This is a genomic window from Paenibacillus sp. FSL R7-0652 (assembly GCF_038595045.1).
Lineage (GTDB): Bacteria > Bacillota > Bacilli > Paenibacillales > Paenibacillaceae > Paenibacillus.
Map to the genome: position 1 here is coordinate 3,090,437 of NZ_CP152001.1, position 23,882 is coordinate 3,114,318.

The window sequence follows — 23,882 nt, forward strand, 5'->3', positions numbered from 1 at the left end:
GGCATTCCGCGTGACGACATCACGATTATTATCGTTAGAGCATTGGAAAAGCTGGCTGTGGTCTGTCATAAGGTTCGTTCTGATTACCGGACTATCCTTTGTTATTTTATTTCCTATATTTCAAAAAATCTCAACATCGATCAAAGCCAAAGGGGATCTATATTCAGCAGTAGTCGTATGGATTCCTCAGAACTTCTCGCTTGATAATTTCAAACAGGCAATCCAGGTTATGGACTACTGGGCAACCCTGTTCAATACGTTTGCGCTGTCATCAGTAACAACCATTCTGACGACAGCCTCCTGTGCACTTGCAGGCTATGGATTTGCCAGACTGAAGTTCAAGGGAAGCAATTGGCTGTTTGCCGGGGTCATTCTAACGATTCTTGTGCCGCCGACAACGATTCTAATTCCGGTATATCTGAATCTGAAAAGCTTTGATCTGATGGGACTCATGACACTCTTGTCCGGAAAACCGGTCAATCTGCTTAATACGTACTGGCCGTTTATTCTAACAGCCATTACAGCGAACTCACTTAAGGCAGGACTTTATATTTTTATTTTCCGACAGTTCTTTAGGGGGATTCCGAAAGAAGTAGAGGAGGCTGCTTATGTGGACGGAGCTGGCATAGGCCGCACATTCTCCCGCATCATGCTGCCTAATGCGATCCCGTCGATGGTAACGGTTATGCTGTTTTCATTCGTATGGCAGTGGAACGACAGCTTCTATACAACGACTTATCTGACTTCCAGTAAGGTCATGTCGACCCAGTTGTCCTCTCTTCCATACAATCTGGCGCAGCAGGTTACTGACGGTGCAGCTTCTCAGGCCGATCCTTTCTATCTAAGCATGATTCAGGATACAGGCATTCTGCTTGCAATTCTGCCGCTAATCATTATTTATCTTTTCGTACAGCGATATTTTGTTGAAAGTGTGGAGCGCACAGGTATCGTAGGTTAGAACAATGAGTGCAGCATAAAGATTGAAGATTGCAGTTTTTAAATCAATAAAAAAGTTTGGAGAAGAAAGGAGGCAGATATCGTGAATAGTTCAGCTGATACAAAGCAAGCCTACAGTGTCGGTGTAAATGGCTGCACATGGTGGACGCACAGGCGTATGCGTTACAGCCAGTATCTTCACTGGATATGGAATGGTTTGCGGGAGCGCGCTCCGACCCAGCCCTCCCGCTGGTCATATGCTGCTTGTCGTCCGCTTCCCACTGCAGTAATGTACACCAATTTATTCGATCAGGAGGAATAGCATTGAAAAAGATTATTACGTCTTGCAAGCTTTTACTCGTCTTGGCATTACTGATCACAATTGCTCCATGGGGAGGCAGCCGGGCTGAGGCTTGGGTAGGCATGCCTATGGGGAAACTTAAAGTCAGCGGCAAACATTTGGTGAACAGCAGCAATCAGCCTGTACTTCTAAATGGCTGGCATCAACCGTCCGGGGCATACTGGACCTATCAGGACAGCAACTATTATCTGAACCTTCACGGTAACAATCGTCATGCTGCAACACTGGCTTATCTGAAAGACATTACGGACACGTTTGCAGACACCAGCCCGAAATACGGCAGCAATCACGGCTGGAAGATGAATCAGGTACGTCTTTTCATCGATCGTCAGGACATGGGAGATGTGGCGGCAGGTACATACAACTTTGCGGGTGTGCAGACTGTGACGCAGAACGTCATCATTCCTTATATCCAGTACGCAAAAACCAAAGGTGTGTATGTGGTTCTGGGTCTGGACTTCACATTGAAGGATGATCAGGCAACAACAGCTTCAAATCTGCAAAAATTCAATCAAATCTGGGGTTATCTGGCCTCCCGTCCAGAGATTAAAAGTGCAGACAATGTACACTTTGAGCTGATTAACGAGCCGGTGAAATCTTTTGCCAATGGACACTGGGGCGGATATAACGGGGAAAATGATTTCGTAGATCACTGGAATGATCTTCGTAATTTCCAAAATTCAATGATTTCAACGATTCGTAATCAGGGCGCAGACAATGTAATCTGGGCGGCTGGTCTGGGTTACAATCAGTTCTACAGTCTGACAGCAAGTCATCCGCTGACTGACCCTCTGAACAACTACGGTTATGCTGTTCACTGGTACCCGGGTTATGGAGCGTATGACAACTTTAACATTTTACAAGATCAATGGAACACCAACGTCAAGGCTGCTGCTGACAAATATCCAATCAACATTACGGAAGTGACCTGGTTCAAGAACAAGCCGGGAGATTCCGCTTACTGGAACCTGTTTAATGGCAGTAACGAAGGTTTCGGAACGAACACCAAAACGATTTTCAATGCGGCAGGTAATGTCAGCATCGCGGCTCATATGAATGGTTTCATTCTGGAACCGGGTCCTCGCAGTTCGTTCGCTGATCCGACGGCAGGACTGAAGTGGGATGGAGATGCGTCACGCAGTGCGATGGGACGATTCCTGTTTAACTGGTATAACGAGCGTTCCCAGAATTATGGAAACGGCGGTAATCCGACCAATCCAACGAATCCAACTACAGGTCTGGTGTCTGGTGCGACTTACAAGATTACAGCCCGCCATTCCAATAAAGTCATTGATGTTCCGGGCGGAAAAAATGAAAACAACCTCCAGCTGCAGCAGTGGAGCGATCTGGGAGGCAACCCGCAGAAGTGGGTACTGACATCCATTGGAGGCGGCAGCTACACACTCACAAGTGTGAATTCGCCGGATAAAGTTATTGATATTCGCAACGGTACACAGACTAATGGCGAAGCAGTGCAGCTTATGGCTAATTTGAACACAACTGCACAGCATTTCAAGGTTAATGATCTTGGCAACGGGTATTACAGCATTATTAACGTAAACAGTAACAAAGCGATTGAAGTTGAGAACGCTTCCACATCTGATGGGGCCAAGCTCCAGCAGAACACGTATACAGGTGCGTCGAATCAGCAGTGGAAATTTGTTATGGTGAGTAATTAATGCGTTAATTTTATAATTTCTTAAATCCCCAACAACCTTTTTCGGTCATTTCATGACTGGGAAAGGTTGTTTTTTCGTCGTTTTATTTTCAGAACCTCATGAAGATTGGGCCAAGAGACATGCTCTATCTGCTATGACCCGCGAAGCTTCAACGTACATATTCGAAAAACAAGTATTGTATAACTGCAGGATGTAAATGTACCATAGGGAAGAAGTTGTACCTTCACCGAGGAGAAATGCCCATTGTATCATGAAATGACGGTCACACTACCGAGAAATGTAAGCGCTTGACTAGAAAAAGGGGGGAGTACATTGAAGCTCCTATGGTCCAAATTTTCACCGATGTTCCGCCGATTTCTGATTTCGTATGTCGTTATTCTCATGATTCCCCAGATTGCTGGGTACGCCTCTTACAGGGCGTCCATTGAAGCAGCCCGGACCAGTTCGATTGAGAACAGCTTGAAATCCCTGAATCTTGGCAAAGAAATCATTGAACGAAACCTGCTTCAGGTTGAAGCGTTCACCAGGCAGCTCGCCATCAATCAGGACCTGTACCGTTTGATTGCTGATCCCAAACCACTTGATGTCTATAATGTTTATGGCATCGGCAAAATGCAGCGCAGCTTGTCCATGTACAGCAGTACAAATGAATATTTATCTCACTTTTTTATTTTCATTCCCAACTATAACGTGATCATTACGCCTACCACGGTCTATTACAGGCCGGAGCATTATTATGCGGCCAATGCAATGGAGGGGATGAACTTTAAGCAGTGGAACGAGAACATTTTGAAGAAGCCGCATTTTAATGAAATTATTCCTCTTCAAAACTACAAACGGGAAATAAGCAGTAATGTACTTTCGAATGTACCAGCGATTACCTTTTTACAATCCCTGCCTCTGAACAGTTTCAATAAACCGCAGGCTACCATTGGTGTTCTGATTGATGAAGATGAGATGGCAAATCTGACGCAGCATATCGTAGATCAGTATGGCGGCTGGACATTAGTTAGAGATGCTGAAGGCCGAATCATCTTTTCACGCGGTATAGAACAGGCGGAAGCGCAGCGTTTGGCACAAAGTTACGAGGCAGATTCGAACGAGGTGCAGCGAGCAGAAGATGGACGATTGCTTCTATCTATCCATTCGGATCGAAACGGCTGGAGTTATATGGCAGGCATTCCTGAGAAGGCGTTGATGACCAAAGCGGATGGGATTAAACAAGTCACATTGGCCTTTACTTTAGCTACGCTGCTGGTTGGATTAGCCTTCGGACTTATACTTGCGTATCGAAACAGTGCACCGATCTATAAACTGCTGTCTGCTTTTCGTGAACAAATAAGTGAACCTTCTGATAAAAAGCGCAATGAGTATGATTTTCTGGCAAGCCATATTCACCATTTAATTGCCAATAATCAAACGCTGGAGAATGCGCTGAACGAGCAAATTCCATTACTGCGAGACGGATTCATCAAACGGCTGCTCACAGGTGAGTTCTATACACTACAAGAGCTGGAGGCGATTTCTTCGCAGACACATATTTTAATTCAGAACAGTCAGGGGATAACCGGTCTGCTGAAGGTAAACGGTTATGCCAGTCTGGATAGTGAGGAAACGATTCAAGAACTGAGTGTGGCGAAACTGATTATCAGACAGATCATCACGGAATGGAATGCGAATGTGCTGATGACGGACTGGGGCACAGACCAGATTGCTTTTATATGTCCGGTAACAGAGACGCCGCTGGACACAGCAGCACATCATTATGAGTCTGAACTTGGCAGACTGACAGAACTCATTTACAAGGACTACCGGATATCAACTACGATCGGTACCGGGGCTGTTTATGAAGTTTGGAATGATGTGGGACGTTCATTTGATGAGGCGAAACAGGCTGTGGAATATGCGATTCATATGGGAGCAGACCAACTTGTCAAATTCGAGGATACATTGAAGGAACATGAGATGTATTATTATCCGATTGAATCGGAACAGCGTCTGCTGAATACCATCAAAGCCGGAGAAATGGAAGAAGCTATTCGCATTCTGGATCAGCTGTTCGTACGGAATTTTGAAGAGCGGGAGCTTTCGTATGAGATGGTACAGCAGTTCATCATGGAACTGAAGGGAACGTATCTGAAGCTGGATGAGCCCAAAATGAAGCACAATGATTCTTTTAATGATGAATACAAAAGCGGCGTCGCGAGTATTCAGGTTACCGATTCCCTCACAGCATTACGCGGGAAATTCAAGTGGTTGACCGAAGAGATGTGTAAGGAAGTTTTAAGAAAAAGATCATCCACCCATGCCGACACCGTACAAGAAATTACCCGTTACATTGAAAATAATTATAGCGATGCGAATTTGACGATCTGCCGTATTTCCGAACATATGGGAAAATCCGAAAAATTCATCTCCCAGTTGTTCAAAGAGCACACCGGAGAGAATCTTTCCGATTATGTGGAACGGGTGAGAATTAATGCAGCGTCTGAGCTGCTCCTGGAGAGCGGCCAAACCATTGACGAGATTGCGCTTACGACCGGATACAACAGTGCACACTCATTCCGCAGAGCATTCAAGCGTGTACGCGGGATTTCACCGAGCGTATTTCGGAAGATGGATAATCAGAGCGGCTAATGTACGCTTCTGATTTAGTATCCATGCGTATAATGTACGCTCATTTCCGAGATGTACCTTTACGCTTCCCCGAAGTCAAACTTATGATATGAGCACAAAGAAAGCGCTACCAAAAAAAGGTGCGCTAACTTCAATCATAGGTATCTCTGACTGGGGGGATGATTCTGAGAACAGTAACAACAAGTGAACACAAGTCGGGTGTGAAGGAGCGCAGGCGATCAACATTACAGCATGCGCTGGCTAGAAGCTTCAGGAGGCATTGGCAGTTATATCTGCTCATTTTACCTCCGGTGGTGTACTTTATCATTTTCAAGTATGTACCGATGGTGAATACGGTTCTCGCATTCAAGGATTATAACGTCATCAAAGGAATCTGGGGCAGCCCATGGGCAGGCACCAAGTATTTTGATCTGCTTTTTCAGAATCCAGCGTTTATGATGTTAATCAAAAATACGCTGCTCATCTCATTCTACAGCCTGATTGTCGGTTTTCCGATCCCGATTCTGCTGGCGCTGGCTTTGAATGAAATTAAAAACATGAAGTTTAAGAAAACCGTGCAGATGGTAACCTACGCACCTTATTTCATATCTACGGTGGTTATGGTATCGATCATCATGCTGTTCCTCTCGCCGAGGCTGGGTATTGTGAATACCATTGCAGGCGCGCTGGGCTTTGAAGCGGTGAATTTCCTCGGCAATCCAGACATGTTCCGCTCGATCTATGTATTTTCCGACGTATGGCAGAGCATGGGATATTCCGCAGTAATCTACTTGGCCGCGCTTGCTGGCATTGATCCTTCATTGTATGAGGCTGCCAAAGTGGATGGAGCCAATCGGCTGCAGAAGATTATTAATGTGGATTTGCCGGGTTTGCTGCCGGCGGCTGTCATTATTTTGATTCTAAGCGTAGGAAATATTATGGCGGTGGGATTCGAGAAAATATATCTGCTGCAAAACCCTCTAAACTTGTCGGCTTCGGAAATTATCTCAACTTATGTGTACAAAATGGGACTGTTAAACGCCAATTACAGCTTTGCTACAGCGGTTGGTTTGTTCAATTCTGTCATTAATCTTATCTTATTGCTGACCGTCAATGCAGCAGCAAAACGGCTGTCCAACACAAGCTTATGGTAACCACACGGAGGGGAGGAGACTTGAAGGATGTCTAATTTACAATCACAGACCGGTCGTTCAGGAGCGAACAGAAACACTGTAATCAGAGAATCGCTTGGGGATCGTCTGTTTATTACAGCAATCTACATCATTCTGTCACTCGTGTTGGTTGCTGTGCTGTATCCATTGATTTACATCGTCAGTTCATCACTCAGCAGTCCATCAGCCGTTTCTTCAGGAAAAGTATGGCTCTGGCCGGTGGATCTATCCTTCGAAGGATACAAGGCCGTGCTGCGAAATGAACAAGTGCTGATGGGATACGCAAACTCGTTGTTTTATACTGCCTGCGGCACATTTATCAGTGTAGCGTTAACGATTATGATCGCCTATCCACTTTCCAAAAAGACTTTTGTCGGACGCAGTACATTGATGATCTTCATTACGTTCACGATGCTTTTTGCCGGTGGTTTGATTCCAACGTATCTGGTTGTTAAATCTCTTGGACTCATTGATACACGGTGGGCGCTTCTGGTTCCCAATGCGATCTGGGTATGGCAGGTCATTATTGCACGTACTTTCTTTCAAAATTCCATTCCGGATGAACTTTCAGAGGCGGCCGATATTGATGGCTGCAGTGATATCCGGTTTATCTTCAGTGTAATTCTGCCGCTTGCCAAGCCAATTGTGGCAGTGCTGTCGTTGATGTACGCAGTTGGTCAATGGAATGCCTATTTCGACGCACTGATTTACTTGAAATCGCAGTCGCTCTACCCGCTGCAGCTGATTTTGCGAAGTATTCTTATTCTGGGCAGCTCGGGCAATATGGATGCTTCCGAAATGATCAAGCAGCAGCAGATGGCTGAACTGATGAAATACTCCTTGATTGTCATGGCCAGCTTGCCGGTTCTGATCATCTATCCATTTGTACAGCGCTATTTCGTACAGGGTATGCTGATCGGTTCAGTCAAAGGATAAGTTCAATTACAACTTTCATGAGGGAGAGGATTTTATTGAGGAAAACAAGTGCATTGGTACTTGCATGTGTGCTGCTTCTTACGTTGGTACTGGCAGGCTGTTCGTCTTCTGATAAAGGGAACGGAGAGGTGGATGCGAACGGGAAAATCCCGATGAACGTATTTGTACATCAAGGATCAGACATGAATCTCGCTACCAATAAATTCACCAAGAAAATGGAGGAGAAATTCAATATCCAGTTCAACTGGACGACAGTTCCTTTTGATGGAGCAGCTGAAAAAAGACAGATATCCCTTGCTTCTGGCGACTACCCGGATCTATATCTGCTTATTCCATGGGTCGATCGCTTCTCACAGACAGACTTGTTGAAATTTGGTCAGCAGGGTGTGATCCTGCCGCTGAATGATCTGATTGATCAGCATGCGCCTAACATCAAGAAAGTGCTTGAAAGCAACGAGTACTACAAAGCGATGAATACCGCGCCTGACGGTAAAATCTATGGATTGACCGGGCTGAATGAATGTTTCCACTGCTCATATCCAAATAAAATGTGGGTGAATACGAAATGGATGGAGCAGCTGAATATCAAAGAGCCAACAACGACAGAAGAGTTTCGGGAAATGCTGAAAGCGTTTAAAACGAAAGATCCGAACGGCAACGGCAAAGCAGATGAAGTACCGCTGAGTGGTTCGACCGAAAACTTTGGTGTGCACATTATTCCGTATCTGATGAATGGTTTCATCTATAATGATGATCGGAATTACCTGATTCTGAATCAAGGAAAAGTTGAAACGGCTGCGAACAAGCCGGAATGGAAGGAAGGCCTTACGTATATCAAATCTTTATATGATGAAGGACTGATTGACCCGGGTGCTTTTACACAAAACGTAGGTGCCTTCAAGAAAATTGGAGACAATGCGGATGCGCAGCTTCTGGGTGCAGGCGCAGCAATGCATCCGTCCTTATTCGTAACGACTGCCGAAGGCTCACCTTATGGCAATGATTACAATCCGATTCCACCACTCAAAGGACCGAATGGCGAATATGCATCCTACAACTATCCGATTGATCCAGGAGCTACATTTGTCTTAACGAACAAAGCCAGTGAACAGACTCAGATTGCTGCAATCCAGATGCTGGACTACTTCTATACACAAGAAGGTGCAATGGCTTCATATCTGGGCGAAGAGGGCACAAGCTGGCGTAAACCGGAAGAGGGAGAAGTGGCGCTGAATGACCAAGTGAAACCGCTCTATAAAGCGATTCCGCTTCCATCCGGAGAAGAACCTCGTAATGATAGCTGGTCTGCGCTAAGCCAGTACAATCATCACCGGGCCTATCGCGATGCAGAAGTACAGGGAACAGATATCTATGCCAACGATGGGTATGAACGCCGCCTGTACGAAGCTACATTGTTGATGGAAGGCAAGGAACCTAAAGAGGTATTCCCGCATTGGGCATTGTGGGTTGATCCGTCCCTTGCGGATGAAACCAGCATGATGCAGACCAATATCAAGGACTATATCGACCAGAACGCACTGCAATTCGTCACAGGAGCAAAAAGTTTGGATAAAGACTGGGACGATTATGTGAAAGGACTGGAAGGGCTCAACATCAATCGTTATCTGGAAATTATGCAGTCCGCTTATGATGCATCATCCGTTTCATCCAAATAAAAAGGTAACAAAAGACAAGACGGACCTGACCCGCAGATAAGCGGTCTGGCCCGTCTTTTTTTATTGGATTTTCAAAAGTCCTTCGAATCTACCGACTCTATCGTACCTATCAAATCTAAAACCTAATACATCCGATAATTTCCGCTTAAGGCAAGCATCGTGAAGAAGTAAAGACAGTTATCATAATAACGACGTTTTCCTTGGCGAAGCGGTGTATTCCAGAACAATCGAACGAAATCATCAGCATGAGGGCCATCCGCTGCGAGTGAAGCCATCGCATTGGTTGCCAGCAAACCTACAGGATGCAGCGCAGGTTCGTCAAAAGGTTTACCCTCAATCGTATAACGGCGATAATCCGCTGGGTCGATGTCGCTAAAAAAGGCCTGAATCCGATTGGATTGTTCAACCTGCCACGGGTCCTTGCGAAACCATTCCCAGTCCAGTGCAATATTCGCAGCAACGCGATAGGCGTCGCTGTAAAAATGCCTGAAATCACCATGAGGCTGCACCGGGGCAGGCGTGCCGTCATAATTCGCGTATTCAGGCGAAAGCCCGGTTACCGGATGACAGGCTGTACGCAGATAAGCCCGGCTTGCTTCGGCAGCTTCTTTCCAAAAAGATCGATCTTCTTCATTCGCGTATGCAGCAAACAGTTCGTAAAAATGGGGGAGGTGATAGGAAGGATCACTAAAAGGAGTCTCGGGAATGAACTTGATCAATTTATTGCTCGGTTCCCACATGGGATTACCTTCCCCTTGTTCGCCTTGATGCACACAGGCATGAAGGATCTTTCGAGCTTGAGATTTATAGTTATAGGGAGCAGGTCCATCTCCCCAGCGATTGGATGCAAAAAACAAAGCCATCGCAAAAAACTCTTCGCCGTCAGGGGCGGGACCTTGAGACAGTCGAGTCCCATCAGGCTTGCAGTGCCACGCAAAATAATCCTTGTACCGTCCATCTGTATGCTGCATATACGTCACTGCGTAATTCCAGAGACGGTCAAATTCCTCTTTCTTGTCCATCTGCACAGCCATCATCATGCCATAGGACATGCCTTCGGAACGAACGTCGTCGTTGCCTGTGTCCAGCATGTAACCTTGATTCTCACCAACAGGATAATAAATTCGTGTATGTTCATCTCCATAAAACAGATCATTCCAGGTTTGTTCCAGTCTTGCTGATATTTCGACTTCTGTATACCCCGACTTTTGAAAAAGATTGGCATATGTACCTGTATCATGAGCGCCTTTTCCTATGATGTTCATAAGCTCCTCCTTTATAGATGCTTCATATATGAAAGTATAACATTCGCCTTACTACTCAAATTAAAGCGTTTACATGGAAAATTATAGGTGTCATATGCCATCTATTTCCATTTTGTGCTGTCGATGATATATTTAGTCAAGTCCTATAGTTTATCAGGTTGCTGTTAAATTATGTAAGCGCTACACTCGGAGAGAAGGAGCCGCCTGATATCGACATCATTTTCGTTCAGGCTCCTTCATGAAGCAGTGCTTGGAGTGTAAAATTTTCGCTGGAAGGTTGGTGAGGTTGTAACATGATTGGCGATTCAGGAGATGTAGATCAGAATGAAGGAACCCATGCACCGCGTGACCCTGATCGAGCTGCGGTTTCCACGTTAGAGGCTGACTTTGATTACAATTCTTCCGCTTATCATGACATGATCGACAGATCACTCCTGAATTTAGGGAATAATGTCAGATTGAAGAGAGCGATTGAGAAGGCCAAACGAGGTGAACCTGTCGTTATTGCTTTTATCGGGGGATCGATTACTCATGGCGCCGGTGCAGCACCTATTCATCTCCAAAGTTATGCCTATCACTCTTATGAACATTTCAAAACAATGTTTGCTCCTTTGAACAGCAGTACGGTTCAGCTGATTAAAGCGGGTGTAGGCGGGACGCCTTCAGAACTTGGCGTCATACGTTATGAGCGGGATGTGCTCCGGGATGGAAGTGTGCAGCCGGACATTGTCATTGTCGAATTTGCGGTAAACGACGCTGATGATGAGACGCGTGGGAATTGTTACGAAAGTTTAGTATTGAAAGCGCTTGCTTCGAACAACGAACCAGCGGTCATCCTGCTTTTCAGTGTATTCCGGAATGACTGGAATCTCCAGGATCGTCTCGCTCCGGTGGGCTTTTATTACGACCTGCCCATGGTGAGCATGAAGGATGCTCTTGTAGAGCAGTTTCAGAAGCCAAAAGATGAAGGCGGCGTCATTACCAAAGAGCAGTACTTTCATGACATTTATCATCCCACCAATGTGGGACATCGGATCATGGCTGATGCGCTGGCGAATCTGTTTCGTGTTACAGATCGTACAAATCTCGATCAGAAAGAAGATGAATTAACGAAATATCCAATTATCGGTAATGACTATGTTAATGTCAAACTGCTGGATCGGAAAAACGCGGACCAGATCGCCCGAGTGGAAATAGGCAGCTTCTGCCACACAGATACAGAGCTGCAGATGACCGAGATGGACGATCATGATTATGGCACACCACTTTTTCCGAATAACTGGATGAATGTTCCCGGTGAAGCAGCAGTCGGCAGTAGTTTCAAGCTGCATTTGCGGTGCAGTCACCTTATTTTGATCTATAAAGACTCCGACAGCGAGAGATTTGGAACGGCCCAGATTAAGGTGGATGGTCAACCTGCCAAACAGGCTGATCCTCATCAGATCAACTGGACACACTGCCATGCCATGCTTCTGTTTAGTAAGCAAAAGGTCGATGAACATGTCATCGAGATTGACATGGCACCAGGACATGAGGACAAGCATTTCACCATTCTGGGTTTCGGATATGTGGATTAGCGGGAACCTGTGTATGAGAGTCAGAGAACTATGCTAACCGTGAAGGGAGTAGAACAAATGATAGCATCAGCATCCGCTGGCTTTGACCAGTATCGTGATAACATAGCGCGTGGTGTAGTCGAAACGATAGAGTATGATTCCACTACGGTTGGCAGCGTGCGTAAAGCCATGGTATATACACCGCCAGGCTTTTCCTCGGAGCATACCTATCCCGTGCTCTATCTGCTGCACGGAATTGGAGGGGATGAGACGGAGTGGCACACACACGGCTCACCACATATCATCTTGGACAACCTATACAGCGACAATCTCATTCAGCCTATGATCGTCGTTTGCCCTAACGGGCGTGCAATGCCTAACGATCGGGCAGAAGGTGATCTATTTGATCCCGTGAAAATCCGGGCATTCGAACAATTTGAATCAGATCTGATTCGCGATCTTATCCCGCATATCGGGTCGCGCTACCCTGCGGCTCATACAAGGGACAAAAGAGCGATAGCAGGCTTATCTATGGGAGGGGGACAGTCCTTGAATATCGGACTTCGCAACCTCGAGCATTTTGCTTGGGTGGGGGCCTTCTCGGCAGCTCCCAACACCAAAGCTCCAGAGGCCCTTATACCAGACCCGGCCGAAGCAGCCTCTCTTTTGTCCATGCTGTGGCTGTCCTGCGGAGATCAGGATAATCTTATTCAAATCAGTAGGGATGTTCATGATTATCTGAACCAGCAGGGTGTGCCTCATATCTGGTACGAAGAAAGCGGAGGACATGATTGGCCCGTATGGAAGAATGATCTTTATCTATTCTCACAGCGCCTCTTCCGGTAAGGCACACTCATTCTATTCATTTAGTGCGCAATAGTGCTCCCCGTGGTAAGCGTGGAATTCATTGTTGGACGGTCTTAAACCAAAAAAACTAAAATATCAGGAGGTATTTCCCTATGTTCAAATTCAGCAAAAAATTGTTGACAGTTGTTCTTGCAGCTTCCATGAGTTTTGGTGTATTCGCCGCGACTACAGGCGCTACAGATTACTGGCAGAATTGGACAGATGGCGGAGGTACAGTTAATGCCGTAAACGGTGCCGGCGGGAATTACAGTGTAAGCTGGCAGAATACTGGAAACTTTGTTGTCGGTAAAGGGTGGACATACGGAACACCGAATCGTGTAGTTAACTACAATGCAGGTGTATTTGCTCCGTCCGGTAATGGATACTTGACGTTTTATGGCTGGACCCGAAATGCACTTATTGAGTACTACGTGGTAGATAACTGGGGTACGTATCGCCCGACAGGCACATATAAAGGAACCGTGAACAGTGACGGCGGTACTTATGATATTTATACAACCATGAGATACAACGCGCCATCCATTGACGGGTATTCAACATTCCCGCAATACTGGAGTGTTAGACAATCCAAACGTCCAACGGGTGTTAACTCCCAAATTACATTCCAGAATCACGTAAATGCGTGGGCGAGCAAAGGAATGTACCTGGGTAACAGCTGGTCCTATCAAGTTATGGCGACGGAAGGATATCAAAGCAGCGGTAATGCAAATGTAACTGTTTGGTAAGCGCTTTCATTTAATTGTAGAACTTGTTCTGAAAGTGAGGCACAGTCCTGCTTCCTGAACTGAGCTTATCGGACCCAAGCAGGGCAGGTCTACGGATCTGTCCTGCTCTCAATATCCGTTTCAAAGGAGAATTGCAGAGATGAGAAAGTGGATGGTATTACTGCTCATTACAGCTGTTATTGGACTAAGCGCATGTTCAACCGGCAGCAGTGCCGCCGTAAGCGACGATCTTGTATTGGTAGAGGGTGGGAAATTCAAGAGCAGCAAAACGAGTTATAGCGGCCAAGATATCACATTGTCTGACTTTTATATCGGCAAATATGAAGTGACTCAGAAGCAGTGGTTTGACGTTATGGGCGACAATCCCGCTGGTTTCAAAGGGGAAGAACGCCCCGTTGAAAGAGTGACCTGGTACGACGCAATCGAGTACTGCAACGCACGAAGCCTGAAGGAAAACTTGAAACCATATTACACTATTGACAAAGAAACTACGGATATGAATAACAAAAATGAAAATGATAACGTGAAATGGACTGTAACCATCAATGAAGATGCGAATGGATATCGTCTGCCAACTGCAGCAGAGTGGGAATACGCGGCGAGTGGAGGGCAGAAAAGTCAGAATTTCACCTATAGCGGAAGCAATAATCCCGACGAAGCAGCATGGTACTGGATGAATGCCGGGGACAAACCGTTAACAGGAGATTGGAACTGGCCTGCAATTGAAAACAATCGGAATCAAACCAAGCCTGTCGGTCAGCAAAAAGCTAACGAGTTAGGCATCTATGATATGTCCGGCAATGTGAGAGAATGGTGCTGGGAATGGCACAGCCATCCGGAAACCCCGGACAACACTTGGAGAGTCAGCAAAGGTGGCGGCTGGGTCAGTAGTGTGAATACAGCAGAGATTTCATATCCAGGAAAATTCGATGCAAATGGCCTTGGACCCGATCAGGGGTTGCGAGTCGTACGTAGTAAATAACGGGGCCCCTTCCATAACGAAGGGCCTTTTTGCATATTTGCTCCGACAGGGCATTTATCTTTAAAAGTGAATATCTATTCTTTAAACTTTGCTATAGTTCGTCCATAATGATCCGTATAAAATGGAAATACCAACCATGTAAGCGCTTAACAAAAACGGGTAGTCTGCTTATTCGTGATGATGTGCAGTACCCAAACTGCTGGTTGTATGGTTTCGTTTATATGGTTGGAATCCGTAATGGAGGTGTATGATGAAGAGGAAGACATGGTTTACATTAATGGTATCGGGAGTGGTTTCATTATTTATTTCGGTAAGCGCTTTCGCAGGGTGGGTGTTTTGGGAACCTCTGACGTATCACAATGCAAGTACCTGGCAAAAAGCAGACGGGTATTCCAACGGTTCGATGTTCAACTGCACATGGCGGGCGAACAATGCGAACTTCACCAACGATGGCAAGCTGCGGTTAAGTCTGACGAGTCCTGCGAACAACAAGTTTGATTGCGGGGAATATCGATCAACGAATACGTACGGGTACGGTCTGTATGAAGTAAGCATGAAGCCTGCCAAAAATACAGGAATCGTATCCTCCTTTTTCACCTATACTGGTCCTGCTCATGGTACTCAATGGGATGAGATTGACATTGAATTCCTCGGCAAAGATACGACAAAAGTGCAGTTTAATTACTATACAAATGGTGTCGGAAATCATGAGAAGATCGTAAATCTGGGCTTCGATGCGTCCCAAGGCTTCCATACGTATGCGTTTGATTGGCAGCCAGGGCATATCAAGTGGTATGTGGATGGTGTGCTGAAGCATACGGCTACTACGAACATTCCGAAGACACCAGGTAAAATTATGATGAATATCTGGAATGGAACCGGCGTCGATGGCTGGCTTGGATCTTATAATGGAGCAAATCCGCTGCACGCCGAATATGATTGGGTGAAGTATACGAGTAATTAAATCGTAAGCTGATTACGTACACGTAATCTGAGACATGCATAAAACAGAGGAGGGGACTTGATCCGCCTTCCTCTGTTTTTTATGTTTTTCAACCTTTACAGAAATAACAAAACGTAAGATGATGAGAAAAAAAGATAGAAACCATTTTAGGATGAGAGGAATAGATGTGGATATGAATATGAATGAATCTTCCGAGCAGTTCGTAAGCCTGTTAGGTCAACCATATGATTCCAAACAGGTACAAGTATTGCTGGAGCCTTTCGGTGTAAAAAGAGTAGGGAAGCCAGACGGTCCTTTCCAAGATGACATCATCTGGTCAGTTAAAGCATCCGTCCGCATCGATGTATATCGCTCGCCCAAAATTAATACGTTAACCGGACGTGATGATCTCCCTCGAGATGAGTGGGTCATTGGAGCGATTCATTTTCTTGCGCCGGGGTCGGATGACCGGATCAAAAAGCCGTTTTCCGGACAGCTGCCAAAGGGGATTACGATGAACGCAGCTCCTGATGAATGGGTCGCCGCGTACGGACAACCGGATATCTATGAACAGGGTGACTGGCTTGGTGGCAGCGGCCCTTATCTGGCATGGCGCAAGTCGAATATGAATATATCCGTTGAGTATGAAACTGATGAGAACAGCAGTGTGATCACCTGCGTTAAGTTCTGTCTGATTGGCTGTATGGGTGCCTGGAAGAGTGATTATCCAGCAGTGTTTGCCCCGTGATTGAACGGAGAGGCGTAACGGAGACATTGCACTAATACAACATCGATATTCACTTTTTAATATCCTAAATTAATGCAATAAATGTTGCAATATTAGTATGGGCATAGCCATGGGCATTCATTATGATGGACTCTGTAGACAACATCATTACATAGACAGGGGGACACACAAGTTGAACACTAGCAAGAAAAGAAAGATCGGCGGTTTGGCTTTAGCAGGAATGTTGACGCTTTCAGTAGTGCTGAGCGGGTGTAACAGCGGAGCAAGCAAAGAGGCAGCACCAAGCACACCAAGTACTGCACTGGAAATGAAAGATGGGAAGTATGATCCACCCGTAAACATCACTTATTTACGGCCTTGGGGACCGGAAATAAAGTTTAAATCGGGAGAGGATCAAGATAACAACGTCCATACCAAATGGGCAAAAGACAAGCTCGGTATTGAATTGAAAAATCAGTGGGTATCACCGTCCACCAACAATGCGTTTGAAACGAAGCTGCGCTTGTCGCTTGCCTCCAATGCAGAAATGCCGGACATTATCTCGTATCGCGGCGACTTCAATCTGGCACGTGAATTGATTGAAACAGGCAAGTTCGTTGACGCCGGTGAATTGTTTGATAAATATGCAAGTGATACTTGGAAAGCTGCTGTGAATGAAGATCCTACTGTGTGGTATCCGTACATGCAGGATGGTAAACGAATTGGTATTCCGATTCTGGATTACTCCTACAACAGTGATCCAGTGATGTGGATTCGCGAGGACTGGATGAAGAAGTTTAATTTGCAAGCGCCAAAAACGCTGGCTGATCTTGAAGTGATTATGGAAACGTTTACGAATAAAGACCCGGATGGTAATGGTAAAAAAGACACGTACGGTCTGACCATCGGTTTCAAAAACTGGCTCAGCACATGGATGTCTGATGCTGGTTGGGTTTTCGGAGCATACGGCACGATGCCAAATCAGTGGAATCTGAACGCTGAGGGAAAATTGGAGTACGGCTCTGTTAACCCAGGCGCGAAACAAGCTTTGGCAACACTCGCTGACTGGATGAGCAAAGGATACATCCCGGAAGAAGCAGGCGTTTATGACGAAACCAAAGCAGCAGAAGAGTTTACAGCAGGTAAAGCAGGGATTGTTGTCGGACCTCACTGGATGCCATCATGGCCGCTCGAAGATGTGAAGAAAAACAATCCGGAAGCGGAGTACAAAGCTTATCCGATCCCATCTGGACCTGATGGCAAGGCAGGCAGACGCGGTACAGCGAATGACAACGGTGTAATTCTGATCAGCAAAGATATGAAGAACCCGGAAGTCTTTTTCACATATCAAAACTATCTATTTGACCACTATGCAAATCCAAAAGCAGGTGATGAATTCGAAAATGGCTTTGCTGAAGGATATGACTGGGCAATGAAAGACGGCAAAGTAACAACGGATGCTGGTGTGACAGGCGGTTATGCACCTGAGAAATACACATTAACGTTTGATGGTGCACGTATTCCGAGTCTGAACATGACTACGCTTGCGAAGTTTGCTAACGGTGAAGAAGCAGTAACACCTTTCGAGAAAAAGCTTAAATCTGGCGTGCCGGCACCAATGATTGAAGCGGCCAAGATTGTTCAGGATCAAAAAGATATCGCTTTAAAACAGATGTTCACAGGTGCTCCAACCATGTCAATGCAGATGAATAACGACATCTTAACCAAAATGGAGAAGGACCTGTTCTCACAAATTATCTATGGTAAAGCTCCAATTGACGCGTTCGATACGTTTGTAGAAAAATGGAAATCTTCCGGTGGAGATCAAAATACGAATGAAGTCAATGAATGGTATCAATCCGTAACCAGCGGCAAGTAAGATGGAACGGATCACAAAATTCGGCAGTTCGTTAGCTGAGGCTGCATAGGCTGCCGGGTCAAGTAAAACCTTACAAAAGAAAAGCCTCGCTGGAATTATTCCAGCGGGGCTTTTTTATTTCTTCCATCTTTTATATAGAGAAGGCGTGAACTTCATTTGCATCATTACAAGCCGGGGTACTGCTGCCTGATCAGACTCGTTCAGACAGGTAGATTCTCTCTATATTCCTGTGGTGTCAGGTCATAGAATTTCTTAAATACCCGGATAAAATAAGCCGTGTTATTGTAACCGACAAGCTCGGCAATTTCAAAAACCTTGGCGCTGGATGAACGCAAATAATAAGCTGCTTTTTCCATCCGTAATCGATAGACATAAGCTGTGAGTGCCTCCCCGGTCTCCGCTTTATACACTTTGGATAAATACACCGGGTGCAGGTGAACGTGTTCGGCAATAGCCGGCAGTGAAACATCTGAAGCGAGATGCTGATCAACAAAACTTTTGACACTTCGAACGATCGTGCTGTGATTGTCTTTCAGCTCCTGTTCAGCATCTTCACTGATGGAATGTAAAGTGCGAACGGACCAGTCCTTTAACTGCTGGGTTGTGGCATAGCTGGGAGCCTGAAAGTATTTATACATCTCAGCAGGCAGGACAGAAGAGATCTGTTTGCCGTTTTTATGAATGATATAAGCAAATGCTCCAGCCAAAGCATGATACACCTCTATGGTTGTTTCCGCGATATCGTGATGCTGCCCCGATTCCAGCAGTTCTTCGAAAATGACTTCAATTTTCTGCTCGACCGCATCAAATCGTCCGGCTTCCAGCAGACTGATCAGTGTCGGCGGATTGTAGAGAGAGCGGATGGCAGGAAGGGGATGAACGTCTTTATCATCAGAAGCCGTGATGAACAGACCTTGGGCCTGTCCCATACGCTTCCGCATGGACCTGACAGCACTCTCATATATTTCTCCAATCTCATAAGGGAATTTACCCCAATGGGAGACAGAGATGGATATAGCCCCCTTCAGATACAGCTGAACATTCGTCTGGATTTGAGCAGCATAATGCTCAAGCAGCGTCTGTGGTTTCTCTTCTTTGTTCATGTTCTGAGCAGCACCCTTTTTAACACTAACCAGTACAACCAGATAATCATGGACGTCCCGCGTGTGCCAGATATGAAAATGATGCTGCATGACTTCACTAATGATATTGGAGATGGCATACTGCATCAGCGACAGATCATGATCCGCCATTTCAGACAGATGCTCCTCCATCCGGATTACAAGCATGCCCAGTTCCTCTCCAACGGAGTAGGGCAGTTCCAGAAGCTCCAGCTTGTCCGCAAGTGCGGAGGGGGAATAGGTTTTGCCTGTGAGCAATTCATGAAGCATCGTGGACTGCAGCAGAGGCAGGTTATCCTGAAACGCATGTAAGGCGCGCTGATACGAAGCGGCGGTTTCCCACTTTTGCTTGATCCGGTCAACAAGCCGCTGCACGGTTTCGATCAGATCTTCGTCACTTACCGGCTTTAACAAATAATCAAAGCTTTCCTGCGCCATCGCTTGTTTAGCATATTCAAAATCAGCGAATCCCGACAGTAAAATCGTCTGCACATGCGGCCACTTTTCGTGAATGGTCGTGATCAGATCGATGCCGGACATCTCCGGCATGCGAATATCGGTAATGACGATATCAATATCGTGATTTTCCATAATCTCCAGGGCAACGGCACCGGATAAAGCCTCGTGCACTGTGCCGATCCCGCAGCTTTCCCACGGGATGGTTTCGGCCAACGCTTCTACAACTGAACGTTCATCATCGACTAATAAAATCTGTAACATGTACTTCACCTACTCATTGATATTGTTGTACCACGTAATGTTCACTTTAATACCGCCGCTAGGCGAGTGCTCATAACTCAGACCCGCTTGTTCACCATACAAAAAAGACAAACGTTGATGAACATTCCAAGTCCCGCATCCCATGCTGCCATCAAGCGGTTTGTGCAAATTATTTGTTAACTCTTCCATCTGCTGTTCTGTCATCCCTCGTCCGCTGTCTTCCACAGTTAACGTGCTCATTTTATCCGTATGATGTCCCGTTATCGTGATATGTCCGTCTTCCGTTCGAGGTTCGATGCCATGTATGATAGCGTTCTCAACGATAGGCTGCAGCGTTAAGCGAGGTAACGTTTTGTGCAGCATATCTTCAGGTACGTCGATCGTAAAATGCATGCGTTCCAGCCTGAGAGCCTGGATTTCCAGGTAATTTTTGACCATCGTCAGTTCTTCCTTCAGCGCGGCCTGGTCATTCTCCGATCGGGTTATGTATCGATAATACTCGCCCAAATTAAGCGCCATCGCTACAACCGCCTTCTCATTTTTCATCCTGGCCATATTTTTGATATAGAAGAGGCAGTTATACAGGAAATGCGGATTAATCTGTGACTGCAGCTGCTTCAGCGTCGCTTCACGTCTTCGCAGCTGTTCCTCGTATACGTTCTCAATTAACTCTTGTATCCGCTGTGCCATGATGTTAAATCGTGCAAACAATAGACTGAACTCATTCCGTGAAGTATGGTGCAGACGCACGGAAAAATCTCCTGTCGACAAACGATTTGTTCCCTTCACAAGCTGAAGCAGTGGAAGCTGCACACTGCGGTACAGTACGTATAACACAACGATGCTCATCGCAATCAGAACAGCGATGGAGGCGTAGAAGAGATTACGACTGCTTGTGATGGGCCCAAGAATCTGCTGCATAGGGACGTAGTCCACATAGTACCATCCAAGACTGCCGGATTGAATGTACGAAACATAATATTCCGTATGGTCAAGCGTTGTCGTGAACCCGCCTTTTCTTGGCAGTTTCATCTCTTTAAGTTTGGAATGAATGGCAGTCAGCGTTTCGTTACCGCTGGTGTTGCTGATCAAGCCAAAGTCGGGATGGAACATAAAGGGGTCGCCTTTATTATTTAGTTTGTTCTGGTCAAGCATGTTGACCAGATGACGCACAGGGAAACTGATCTTCGTGATTAGTTTGGACTTCCCTGGAGTACCCATGGCTGTCGTCGGATCTGTCGTGTACCACTCAAACTGATTATGCGTATAAGCCCATGATTTTGAAAGCGGGTTGGAAAAATCATCTTCCTCGTATGGGATATAAGCATAATAATCTGTGGAAATGACTTTTTGCAACCGCGGAAAATAAAGCGTAATCGTCGAGTGCCATTTGCTGGCCGCGTTATACAGGTTCATTTTTTCAAGAATCGCACTTGATACTTTGACTCTCTCATAAGGGACTTCTTTGTAATCCGGACGCTGGTATTCCTGAATACTTGAATCCTGCCCTATGGACATCCCATACAGTGACAATTGGTAAATGTTGGATTCTACAGAATCGGCAAAGGTTGACAGATGATTCATGGTGTTGTTCTGGATTTCGTGTTTAATTACTCGTACGCTTTCCTGGTTTGAATAGGTGTAAACGAATAAGACCAGGACAAGCAGTGCCACGAACAGAAGCGTAATTTTGGTAAAGACATTCAGACGAGCGAACAATGCGGGGCCCCCTCAACTCATTAAAATATTGTTATCGTTGTTGCAATATTAGGATATAGATCGCGAATAACCGTTGCTATAATTTTAATATACAAGTTCATATCCACTTGTAAAATACAAATTTTAGAACATGGGGGATGTAGGGGTGAAGGAACATACGTTAGAGACGCCTCGTAAGGGGCGAGCCACCAAGGTGAGACAGCGCTGGAATATGCAGCGGAATTGGACCTTGCACATGATGCTCTTACCCGCGGTTTTACTGGCTATTGTATTTCAGTACATACCGATGGGCGGGATTGTGATTGCTTTCCAGGATTTTAAACCGTACCTCGGATTTACCGAATCCAAATGGGTAGGTTGGGATAATTTCAAGTATTTATTTTTATACCCGGACGTTGGTCAGGTGATCTGGAACACGCTGGTGATTGCCTTTTTCAAAATTATCGCAGGTCTGATTGCACCATTCTTGTTCGCGATTTTGTTAAACGAAGTGAGGTTGTCCGCTTTTAAAAGGGTCAGTCAAACACTCGTGTATCTGCCGCACTTTCTGTCTTGGGTTATCCTGGGCGGAATTTTGCTCGATATTCTTTCTCCGCAGGGCGGTATGGTTAACCAACTGATTGTTGCATTGGGCGGTGACCCGATCTTTTTCTTAGGGGATGGAACGTGGTTTCGGATAACACTGATTGTCAGTGATGTTTGGAAGGAATTTGGTTTTGGTACAATCGTATTTCTGGCTTCTCTGTCCGGCATTAACCCGGCGCTGTATGAAGCGGCTGAAGTGGATGGAGCGAACCGTTTCAAACAAACGCTGCATATTACGATTCCCGCATTGATGCCAATTACAATCGTACTGATGACACTCTCCATCGGAAACATTCTGAATGCAGGATTCGATCAGGTGTTCAACCTGTATAATCCGCTTGTTTACGACAAAGGCGACATCATCGATACCTTCGTATACCGACTTGGTATCCTGAACGGCAAGATGAGCTTTGCAACCGCTGTAGGATTGTTCAAATCCGTCGTAGCTACGATTCTGATCGTTATCTCATATCGCATGGCTTACAAATTGGCGAACTATCGCGTGTTCTAGAGAGGAGAAAAGGGCTTGTATTACAAAACAAAAGGCTATCGAATATTCAGCATTGCCAACTATATTTTTTTGGGCGTATTGTCCCTGCTTTGCATTTTGCCTATCATTCATATCCTGGCGGTATCGTTCAGCAGCATGGCACCGGCCTCGGCGAATCTCGTGGGCTTCTGGCCGATAGGTTTTACGACAGATGCATATGTGAAAACGTTCGGTAATTCCAACTTTATTAACTCCCTGCTGGTCTCGGTTCAACGAACAGTTATTGCAACTGTGATCGGTATGGTTATTATGCTGCTTACCGCATTTCCGTTGTCCAAGGAAGATCTGAATTTCAAAGGCCGCTCGATCTACACCTGGTTCTTTGTATTCACGATTTTGTTCAGCGGCGGTCTGATTCCGAGCTATATCCTGATCCAGAAACTCGGCCTGATGGATACGATCTGGGCGCTGGTCCTTCCGGGAGCGTTGTCCGTGTGGAACGTCATCTTGATGATGAACTTCTTCCGGGGGCTGCCGAAAGAGCTGGAAGAAGCAGCTTATCTGGATGGGGCTGGTCATGTGAAGACGCTGGCCTTGGTTTACATACCTTTGTCCATGCCGGCTATTGCAACATTGTCTTTGTTCACCATGGTGGGTCAGTGGAATTCTTGGTTCGACGGCATGATCTATATGTCCGATGTCAAAAATTATCCGCTGGCTTCCTTATTGCAAACCATTATCGTGCAGCAGGATCTAAGCAAAATCAATGTGGACCCATCCATGCTGGAGAATGTTTCCCAGCGTACGGTTCGCGCAGCCCAGATTTTCATCGGGGCACTGCCGATCTTGGTTATCTATCCATTCTTGCAGCGCTTTTTCGTCAAAGGTATCGTCATTGGGGCAGTGAAAGAATAACACTGCCCTGAA

Annotated in this window: 19 protein-coding genes; 16 read left to right on the forward strand and 3 right to left on the reverse strand. The window is 45.8% G+C overall.

Annotation, left to right across the window (positions count from 1 at the left end; translation table 11 throughout):
* The first annotated feature begins 10 nt into the window (after positions 1–10).
* The 7 genes from MKY97_RS14040 (at position 11) to MKY97_RS14070 (ending at position 9,376) form a co-directional block, all read left to right on the forward strand.
* Positions 11–958, forward strand: coding sequence for a carbohydrate ABC transporter permease (locus tag MKY97_RS14040; RefSeq protein ID WP_342556013.1), 948 nt, complete (start codon positions 11–13; stop codon positions 956–958).
* An 81-nt stretch (positions 959–1,039) separates the two neighbouring features.
* Positions 1,040–1,258: a hypothetical protein gene (locus tag MKY97_RS14045; RefSeq protein WP_342556014.1), complete on the forward strand. Its 219-nt coding sequence runs from the start codon at positions 1,040–1,042 to the stop codon at positions 1,256–1,258.
* Positions 1,259–1,260: 2 nt separating this feature from the next.
* Positions 1,261–2,976, forward strand: coding sequence for an RICIN domain-containing protein (locus MKY97_RS14050; protein WP_342556015.1), 1,716 nt, complete (start codon positions 1,261–1,263; stop codon positions 2,974–2,976).
* A gap of 312 nt (positions 2,977–3,288) precedes the next feature.
* On the forward strand, positions 3,289–5,613 hold the full coding sequence (locus MKY97_RS14055) for a helix-turn-helix domain-containing protein (RefSeq protein ID WP_342556016.1): 2,325 nt from the start codon (positions 3,289–3,291) through the stop codon (positions 5,611–5,613).
* A gap of 158 nt (positions 5,614–5,771) precedes the next feature.
* On the forward strand, positions 5,772–6,746 hold the full coding sequence (locus MKY97_RS14060; protein ID WP_342556017.1) for an ABC transporter permease subunit: 975 nt from the start codon (positions 5,772–5,774) through the stop codon (positions 6,744–6,746).
* Positions 6,747–6,773: 27 nt separating this feature from the next.
* Entirely contained in the window at positions 6,774–7,700 is a 927-nt protein-coding gene (locus MKY97_RS14065; RefSeq protein ID WP_342556018.1) for a carbohydrate ABC transporter permease, read from the forward strand.
* A gap of 35 nt (positions 7,701–7,735) precedes the next feature.
* The gene (locus tag MKY97_RS14070) at positions 7,736–9,376 is read left to right on the forward strand and encodes an ABC transporter substrate-binding protein (RefSeq protein ID WP_342556019.1); all 1,641 of its coding nucleotides are present in this window, start codon (positions 7,736–7,738) and stop codon (positions 9,374–9,376) included.
* Between the two features lie 122 nt (positions 9,377–9,498).
* On the opposite strand, the gene MKY97_RS14075 is transcribed toward MKY97_RS14070, so the two are convergent.
* Complete coding sequence (locus tag MKY97_RS14075) at positions 9,499–10,641, reverse strand: glycosyl hydrolase family 8 (RefSeq protein WP_342556020.1); 1,143 nt, start codon at positions 10,639–10,641, stop codon at positions 9,499–9,501.
* A gap of 293 nt (positions 10,642–10,934) precedes the next feature.
* Here MKY97_RS14075 and MKY97_RS14080 point away from each other — a divergent pair, with 293 nt between their 5' ends.
* From MKY97_RS14080 to MKY97_RS14110, 7 genes are all read left to right on the forward strand, one after another.
* Positions 10,935–12,218 (forward strand): SGNH/GDSL hydrolase family protein, encoded by a 1,284-nt coding sequence (locus MKY97_RS14080; protein WP_342556021.1) that lies wholly within the window; start codon positions 10,935–10,937, stop codon positions 12,216–12,218.
* A 57-nt stretch (positions 12,219–12,275) separates the two neighbouring features.
* Entirely contained in the window at positions 12,276–13,043 is a 768-nt protein-coding gene (locus tag MKY97_RS14085; protein ID WP_342556022.1) for an alpha/beta hydrolase-fold protein, read from the forward strand.
* A gap of 113 nt (positions 13,044–13,156) precedes the next feature.
* Positions 13,157–13,789 (forward strand): glycoside hydrolase family 11 protein, encoded by a 633-nt coding sequence (locus tag MKY97_RS14090; RefSeq protein ID WP_342556023.1) that lies wholly within the window; start codon positions 13,157–13,159, stop codon positions 13,787–13,789.
* Positions 13,790–13,928: 139 nt separating this feature from the next.
* Positions 13,929–14,771, forward strand: a complete 843-nt coding sequence (locus MKY97_RS14095; RefSeq protein ID WP_342556024.1) for an SUMF1/EgtB/PvdO family nonheme iron enzyme — start codon at positions 13,929–13,931, stop codon at positions 14,769–14,771.
* Between the two features lie 250 nt (positions 14,772–15,021).
* Complete coding sequence (locus MKY97_RS14100) at positions 15,022–15,735, forward strand: glycoside hydrolase family 16 protein (protein ID WP_342556330.1); 714 nt, start codon at positions 15,022–15,024, stop codon at positions 15,733–15,735.
* 172 nt (positions 15,736–15,907) lie between these two features.
* Positions 15,908–16,462 carry a hypothetical protein gene (locus MKY97_RS14105; protein ID WP_342556331.1) on the forward strand — a complete coding sequence of 185 codons (555 nt, stop codon included), beginning with the start codon at positions 15,908–15,910 and terminating at the stop codon, positions 16,460–16,462.
* A gap of 172 nt (positions 16,463–16,634) precedes the next feature.
* On the forward strand, positions 16,635–18,320 hold the full coding sequence (locus tag MKY97_RS14110) for an extracellular solute-binding protein (protein ID WP_342556025.1): 1,686 nt from the start codon (positions 16,635–16,637) through the stop codon (positions 18,318–18,320).
* A 200-nt stretch (positions 18,321–18,520) separates the two neighbouring features.
* Here MKY97_RS14110 and MKY97_RS14115 read toward each other — a convergent pair whose 3' ends face one another.
* Together MKY97_RS14115 and MKY97_RS14120 are read right to left on the reverse strand one after the other, a co-directional pair.
* Complete coding sequence (locus MKY97_RS14115; protein WP_342556026.1) at positions 18,521–20,161, reverse strand: response regulator; 1,641 nt, start codon at positions 20,159–20,161, stop codon at positions 18,521–18,523.
* 9 nt (positions 20,162–20,170) lie between these two features.
* Positions 20,171–21,880, reverse strand: a complete 1,710-nt coding sequence (locus MKY97_RS14120) for a histidine kinase (protein ID WP_342556027.1) — start codon at positions 21,878–21,880, stop codon at positions 20,171–20,173.
* A gap of 211 nt (positions 21,881–22,091) precedes the next feature.
* On the opposite strand from MKY97_RS14120, the gene MKY97_RS14125 reads away from it, so the two are divergent.
* Entirely contained in the window at positions 22,092–22,976 is an 885-nt protein-coding gene (locus MKY97_RS14125) for an ABC transporter permease subunit (RefSeq protein ID WP_342556332.1), read from the forward strand.
* Between the two features lie 15 nt (positions 22,977–22,991).
* Positions 22,992–23,870: a carbohydrate ABC transporter permease gene (locus MKY97_RS14130; protein ID WP_342556028.1), complete on the forward strand. Its 879-nt coding sequence runs from the start codon at positions 22,992–22,994 to the stop codon at positions 23,868–23,870.
* Positions 23,871–23,882: the final 12 nt, after the last annotated feature.

Coding starts and splice junctions, on each gene's coding strand:
- MKY97_RS14090 (WP_342556023.1), top strand. CDS start 13,157: ATGTTCAAATTCAGCAAAAAATTGTTGACAGTTGTTCTTGCAGCTTCC.
- MKY97_RS14080 (WP_342556021.1), top strand. CDS start 10,935: ATGATTGGCGATTCAGGAGATGTAGATCAGAATGAAGGAACCCATGCA.
- MKY97_RS14100 (WP_342556330.1), top strand. CDS start 15,022: ATGAAGAGGAAGACATGGTTTACATTAATGGTATCGGGAGTGGTTTCA.
- MKY97_RS14125 (WP_342556332.1), top strand. CDS start 22,092: ATGCAGCGGAATTGGACCTTGCACATGATGCTCTTACCCGCGGTTTTA.
- MKY97_RS14095 (WP_342556024.1), top strand. CDS start 13,929: ATGAGAAAGTGGATGGTATTACTGCTCATTACAGCTGTTATTGGACTA.
- MKY97_RS14065 (WP_342556018.1), top strand. CDS start 6,774: ATGTCTAATTTACAATCACAGACCGGTCGTTCAGGAGCGAACAGAAAC.
- MKY97_RS14105 (WP_342556331.1), top strand. CDS start 15,908: ATGAATATGAATGAATCTTCCGAGCAGTTCGTAAGCCTGTTAGGTCAA.
- MKY97_RS14060 (WP_342556017.1), top strand. CDS start 5,772: ATGATTCTGAGAACAGTAACAACAAGTGAACACAAGTCGGGTGTGAAG.
- MKY97_RS14085 (WP_342556022.1), top strand. CDS start 12,276: ATGATAGCATCAGCATCCGCTGGCTTTGACCAGTATCGTGATAACATA.
- MKY97_RS14115 (WP_342556026.1), bottom strand. CDS start 20,161: ATGTTACAGATTTTATTAGTCGATGATGAACGTTCAGTTGTAGAAGCG.
- MKY97_RS14075 (WP_342556020.1), bottom strand. CDS start 10,641: ATGAACATCATAGGAAAAGGCGCTCATGATACAGGTACATATGCCAAT.